Source organism: Tardiphaga sp., from assembly GCF_025356345.1.
Classification (GTDB): domain Bacteria; phylum Pseudomonadota; class Alphaproteobacteria; order Rhizobiales; family Xanthobacteraceae; genus Tardiphaga.
The window spans coordinates 1-5,779 of sequence record NZ_JANXTC010000022.1 but is presented as its reverse complement, the minus strand read 5'-3'; the positions used below and the strand labels follow the sequence as shown (position 1 = coordinate 5,779).

Here is a 5,779-nt window from a genome sequence, read left to right as displayed (position 1 = left end):
ATGCGGTCGGCGACGCGGGCGACTTCGTTGAGCTTGTGCGAGATCAGGATCGCCGACATGCCTTGGGCCCGCAGTTCGACCAGCAGATCGAGCAGCGCCGCGCTGTCGGTCTCGTTGAGGCTGGCGGTGGGCTCGTCGAGAATCAACAGCCGCACCTTCTTGGAAAGTGCCTTGGCGATCTCCACCAGTTGCTGCTTGCCGACGCCGAGATCGGTGATCAGCGTCTCCGGCGACTCGTCGAGCCCGACGGTGGTGAGCAATTCGCGGGATCGACGGCTCACGGCGTCGCGGTCGATCACACCGAAGCGCGATGGCGGATTGGCGAGGAAAATGTTTTCGGCGATCGACAGCAGCGGAATCAGCGCCAGCTCCTGATGGATGATGATGATGCCGAGCGCCTCGGAATCGTTGATATTACGAAATCTCCGTTCCTCGCCGTCGAACATGATGGCGCCGTCATAGCTGCCGTGCGGATAGACTCCGCTCAATACCTCCATCAACGTCGATTTGCCGGCGCCGTTCTCGCCGACCAGCGCATGGATCTCGCCAGGCTCGACGGTGAAGCTGACATCGCTCAGCGCCTTCACCCCGGTGAAGCTTTTGCTGATGCCGCGCATTTCCAGAATGGCGTTCATTGATGGCTCCGCGAATTCTACGTTTGCGCGGTGGCGCGCCGCAGTAGCCTCGTCATTGCGAGGAGCGAAGCGACGCGGCAATCCAGAAGACCGCAAGCTCCGAAAGAAAGGCTGGATTGCTTCGTCGCAAGTACTCCTCGCAATGACAGCCTAGTTAAACTGCGACTTCTTGTAGTAACCACTGTCGATCAGCAGATGCTCCCAGTTGCTCTTGTCGACCGCCACCGGTTTCAGCAGGAACGACGGCACTACCTTGCGGCCGTTATTATAGGTCGTAGTGTCGTTGACTTGGACTTCCTTGCCGCTGAGCGCGGCGTCCACCATATCGGCCGTGACTTTCGCGAGGTCGCGGGTGTCCTTGAAGATGGTGGAATATTGTTCGCCGCGCAACATCGACTTGATCGATGGCACTTCGGCGTCCTGGCCGCTGACGATCGGCATCGGCATGTCGCCGCTGCCATAGCCGACGCCCTTCAGCGACGACAGGATACCGATCGATAGCCCGTCATAGGGCGACAGCACCGCCGACAGCTTCTTGTTGGTGTAAAAGGCGGACAGCAAATTATCCATCCGCGCCTGCGCGGTGGCGCCGTCCCAGCGCAGCGTCGATACCTTGTTCATGCCCATCTGGCCGCTGGCAACGATGAGTTTGCCGCTGTCGATATACGGTTTTAGCACCGACATCGCACCATCGTAGAAGAAGTAGGCGTTGTTGTCGTCGGGCGAGCCGCCGAACAGCTCGATGTTGAAAGGGCCCTTGCTTTCCTTCAGCTTCAGCGCGGCCTCGATTGACTGCGCCTGCAGGACGCCGACCTGGAAATTGTCAAAGGTCGCGTAGTAGTCGACATTTGGCGTGTCGCGGATCAACCGGTCATAGGCGATGATGGTGATGCCCTTGGCTTTGGCCTGGGCCAGAACGTCGGACAAAGTGGTGCCGTCGATCGAGGCGACTACCAGTACCTTGGCGCCCTTTGTCACCATGTTCTCGATCTGCGAAAGCTGGTTCGGGATGTCGTCTTCGGCATATTGCAGGTCGGTGCTGTAGCCGCGCTGTTTCAGTACCTTGATCATGTTTTCGCCATCGGCGATCCAGCGCGCCGAAGCTTTTGTCGGCATCGCTACACCGACGGTCGGTTTGTTCTGCGCGACTGCTATTCCGGAGAATGCGAACACCGCCAAAGCCACGGCAGCCAGAGTCGTCCTGAGAAAAATCATGTTTCACTCCCATTACGTTGGACGTCGTTGACGTCAGTGACCGCTTGTGCGGATCGTTTTACGCGCTGCCGCGCGTAGTATTGGCCGCGCCCACAGGCGCGCAGCATAGCGGATCGGTTTGCGGAAGTCGCGTTGTTCGATGCTCGCTGGCACTATCCGGCTCCCATCTTCACGCGCGGTTCCGGCCGTCCCTGCGTTCCCGCAGCCAGCAAAAACGTGTGGCCATGGCCCGGGTCGGCGGCGCGGGCGGCCGCGTCCATTCCTTGCCAGGCGGAGGTCACCAGCAAAAGGCGGAAGTCGGCGCCGACGAAAACGGGGCAACTTGGCTGCTGCGCCGGCACGCGCAGCGTCCGTACCCGGTCGCCTTCGGCCGTGTAGGCGTCGACGCAGTCGCCGCCCCAGCGCGCGCACCATATCAGGCCGTCGGTATCGACCACGGCGCCGTCGAGAACGCCTTTGCTGCGGTTCACGTAAAGCGATGAAGCCGTGCTGGTTGGCAGTCCGGTGGCGGAATCGAGTCCGACCCGGCACAGGATATTCTCTCGGGAGTCAGCAAAATAGCCTGTGGTGCCGTCCGGCGAAAAGCAGATGGCATTCGGGATGCTGATCCCGGCAAACAGCCGCGTCAACTCGCCTTTGTGCAGCGCATAGATGGCGCCGCCGCCGGGTTCGGCGTTGCGCCCCATGGTGCTGGTCCATAGCGTGCCGCTGGGATGTACCCGTGCATCGTTGGAGCGGTTGGCGGGATTGTCGGCCTCGATGACGACATGCGGCGTCAGCCGTCCGTCGCCGATGTCGCGAATGTAGAGCCCGTCTTCTGTCACGATCAACTGGTGCCGATCGTCAATTATGGCCAGCGCACTGCCCATCACCGGCAGTCCGTGGCATTCGACGGCGCCGGTTCCAAGATGGGCCTCGAACAATTGCCGTTCAACAATGTCGAACCACCAGGCCGTGTTGCTTGCCGCGTCGTAATTTGCGCCTTCGCCAAGATGGCAGCGATGCCCCGACAGCGTTGTGGTCGGCACGATCTCGATGCCCGGCTCGGCCATACTGTTGCGAAGTCCGCGCATGTTGTTCTTTCAACGAGCGAAAAATCGATAGACGGAGTGGTTGCGATAGCTGTCGCCGGGGTCTAGCCGCGACGAGGGGAAATCCGGACGGTTCGGCGCATCGGGCCAGTTCTGCGGCTCGAGACAGAGCGCATCATATTGCTGGTACCGCCGGCCATATTTTCCGATCACGCTGCCATCGAGATAGTTGCCGGAATAGACCTGCAGTCCGGGCTGGTTGGTATGAACCTCCATCGTCCTGCCAAAACGGGGCGCTTCGACCCGCGCGGCGAGGCGCAGGCCGGAGGCTTCGCGCAGGCAGAAATTATGGTCATAGCCGCGACCGCGCCGCAGTTGCTCGTCGGGGTCGTTGATACGGGCACCAATGCCCTGCGCTTCGCGAAAATCAAACGGGGTGCCGGTGACGTCTCGCGGCGGGCCTGGCTGCGGGATACGGTTTTCGTCAATCGCCAGAAAGGCATCGGCGGCGATGCGCAGGCGATGGCCGAGAATGTCCGCGCCTGTTGCCACACCGTCGAGATTGAAAAAACTGTGGTTGGTCAGGCTGATCACCGTCGGTCTTGAGCTGTTTGCGATGTAGTCGATGGTCAACTCGCGCGGGGCCGAGATGCGGTAGGTGGCGCGGACGTCGAGCGCACCGGGATAATTCTCGTCGCCGTCGGGGCTGTGCAGTGCCAGCGTCACCGCGGGGGTCTCGCCATCCTCGGTGGCAGCGATGGTCCAGACCTTGCGGCTGAATCCTTCGCTGCCGCCGTGCAGCGCATTGGGCGGTTCATTGGCCGCCAGCGCGACGTGCACCCCGTCCAGTTCGAAACCGGCGCCGGCGATACGATTGGCGTAGCGGCCGACCGTCATGCCGTAATAGCGCCGAGGCACGGTATAGGCTTCGAGATTGTCGAAGCCGAGCACGACGTCGGCAAGCTCGCCGCTTCTGTCCGGCACGAGTAGTGACTGCAGCGCGGCGCCGTAGGTAATGATGCGCGCCTCGAAACCTCCGGCGGTGCGCAGCCGCACGCGTTCCACCGCCGTGCCGTCGGGCAGGTGGCCGAAGGTCTCCCGGATGACCGACTGGGGCATGGTCACTCCTCGAACCGGCCAACGGTGACCCGGCGGCCCAGCATGAAGGCATCGGCGACATGGACCAGCGGGCTGAGATCGACATCCGACGCGCCACGCTGGATCAGATCGACGAAATGCGCGTAGAGCGCCGGGTACTCGGCCTGCTTCTCGTCGACCAGGGCGACGCCGGCATAGGTTAGCCTGGCGCCGCCTTCGGACAGCGTCAGCACGCCGTCACTGGTCTCGACGCGGATTTCCCAGATCTGCGGCCCGGTCTGCAGGAAATCCAGCTCGACTCGGATCGGAAGGTCCGAAGCGTCGGAGAAATCGAGAGTCGCCGCGATCGGGGCCGCGCGGTTCTCCGGAAAGGATAGTTCGGCGCGGGTCAGGAAGAACGGCTTTGGCAGGATGCGGGTCAGGATCGACAGCGCATTGATTCCAGGGTCGAATACGCCGAGCCCGCCCGGCTCGAAGATCCAGCGCTGGCCGGGGTGCCATATGCGAACATCCTCCTTCCAGATGATCGCGACCGAGCGGATCTCGCGATTGGCCAGAAACACCCGTGCCGGTTCGACCGCGGGCGCGAAGCGGGAATGCCAGCTGGCAAACAGCGTTTTACCTCGCTCCCCGGCGGTCGTGATCAGGGGCCCGAGTTCGGCAACGGTGGCGCCCGGGGGTTTCTCCAGCAAGACATGTTTTCCAGCCGCCAGCGCCGCCGCGGCCTGCGCGCGCCGCACCTGTGGAGGTGTACACAGCGCTACGGCATCGATGTCGGGCGCCTGCGCCAGCAACTCTTCGAGCGTGGCGAAATGCGCCACGCCGTCGAGCGTCGCGTTGCGGCTGGCGATGGCAGCGAGTTCGATACAAGCCGTCGCGGTGATCGCCGGGACATGCTGGTCCCGCGCAATCTTGCCGAGGCCGACGATGGCAATCCGGATCGGTTTCAAGGGCGCTGTCCTCCGTCGCCGGTCGTTTGGTTTTGATAGCGCATCCGTTACCGCCTCTGCAATCAGCCGGCCGCGCCGTGGCGGCGCAACCCGTTGAGGATCACGATGGTCATCAGGGCCGCCGCGGCATCGCTATCTCGGTTCTCGACCGCTTCGATAATGTGTTGATGCGAGACCAGAACGATTTCGCGCTCCGCATCCGCTACCGGCGCGCTGAGCAGGAAGGAAGCGCGCAACGCCGCCTCGATCACACCGCCGATCGAGCGCATGAACGGGTTGCCGGAAGCGTTGGCGACCGTAAGGTGCAGGCTGAGGTCGCCATCGGCAAAACCGGTTGAATCGGAGGGCTCCCGGCGCATGGTGGCGATGGCGCGGCGCAGTTCGGCGATATCGCGGTCCGAGCGCCGTTCGGCGGCCAGCGCGGCGGCGCGGGGTTCCACGGCCAGCCGGATGTCGGCCAGATCGCGCAGAAAGCGCGTGTTGATTCCGGTGTCAAGATGCCAGGCCAAAACGTCGCTGTCGAACATGTTCCAGGCGGCGCGTTCGCGCACCACCGTGCCCACACGGGCCTTGGTGCTGAGCAGTCCCTTGGCGACCAGCGTCTTGACACTTTCGCGCAGCACCGGCCGCGACACGCCGAACATCAGGATCAGTTCGGGGTCGCCCGGCAGCTTGGCGCCTTCGGCAAAACGGCCGGCGATGATGTCGATGCCGAGGCTGCGCGCCACCGCGGCATGGTTGGAATGCGCGCGCCGCGTCGGGATACTGACAAGCTGCGGGCTCATGACGCGGGCACTGCCGCGGCGCGACGGACGGATCGGCGGGCGAAGCCGACGATCGCCTGCTGCAG

Annotated in this window: 6 protein-coding genes; all 6 read right to left on the bottom strand. The window is 63.2% G+C overall.

Going from position 1 to position 5,779, the window contains the following annotated elements; translation table 11 throughout:
• The coding region (locus Q0S16_RS01165) for an ATP-binding cassette domain-containing protein (protein ID WP_295844109.1) at positions 1-635 on the bottom strand (635 nt) is incomplete at its 3' end.
• A 150-nt stretch (positions 636-785) separates the two neighbouring features.
• Entirely contained in the window at positions 786-1,850 is a 1,065-nt protein-coding gene (gene chvE / locus Q0S16_RS01160) for a multiple monosaccharide ABC transporter substrate-binding protein (protein WP_295844107.1), read from the bottom strand.
• 152 nt (positions 1,851-2,002) lie between these two features.
• Positions 2,003-2,902 carry an SMP-30/gluconolactonase/LRE family protein gene (locus Q0S16_RS01155; protein ID WP_295844105.1) on the bottom strand — a complete coding sequence of 300 codons (900 nt, stop codon included), beginning with the start codon at positions 2,900-2,902 and terminating at the stop codon, positions 2,003-2,005.
• A gap of 30 nt (positions 2,903-2,932) precedes the next feature.
• Entirely contained in the window at positions 2,933-4,000 is a 1,068-nt protein-coding gene (locus Q0S16_RS01150; RefSeq protein ID WP_295844103.1) for an aldose epimerase family protein, read from the bottom strand.
• Between the two features lie 2 nt (positions 4,001-4,002).
• Positions 4,003-4,929: a Gfo/Idh/MocA family oxidoreductase gene (locus Q0S16_RS01145; RefSeq protein WP_295844102.1), complete on the bottom strand. Its 927-nt coding sequence runs from the start codon at positions 4,927-4,929 to the stop codon at positions 4,003-4,005.
• A gap of 62 nt (positions 4,930-4,991) precedes the next feature.
• Positions 4,992-5,714 (bottom strand): FadR/GntR family transcriptional regulator, encoded by a 723-nt coding sequence (locus tag Q0S16_RS01140; RefSeq protein WP_295844111.1) that lies wholly within the window; start codon positions 5,712-5,714, stop codon positions 4,992-4,994.
• Positions 5,715-5,779: the final 65 nt, after the last annotated feature.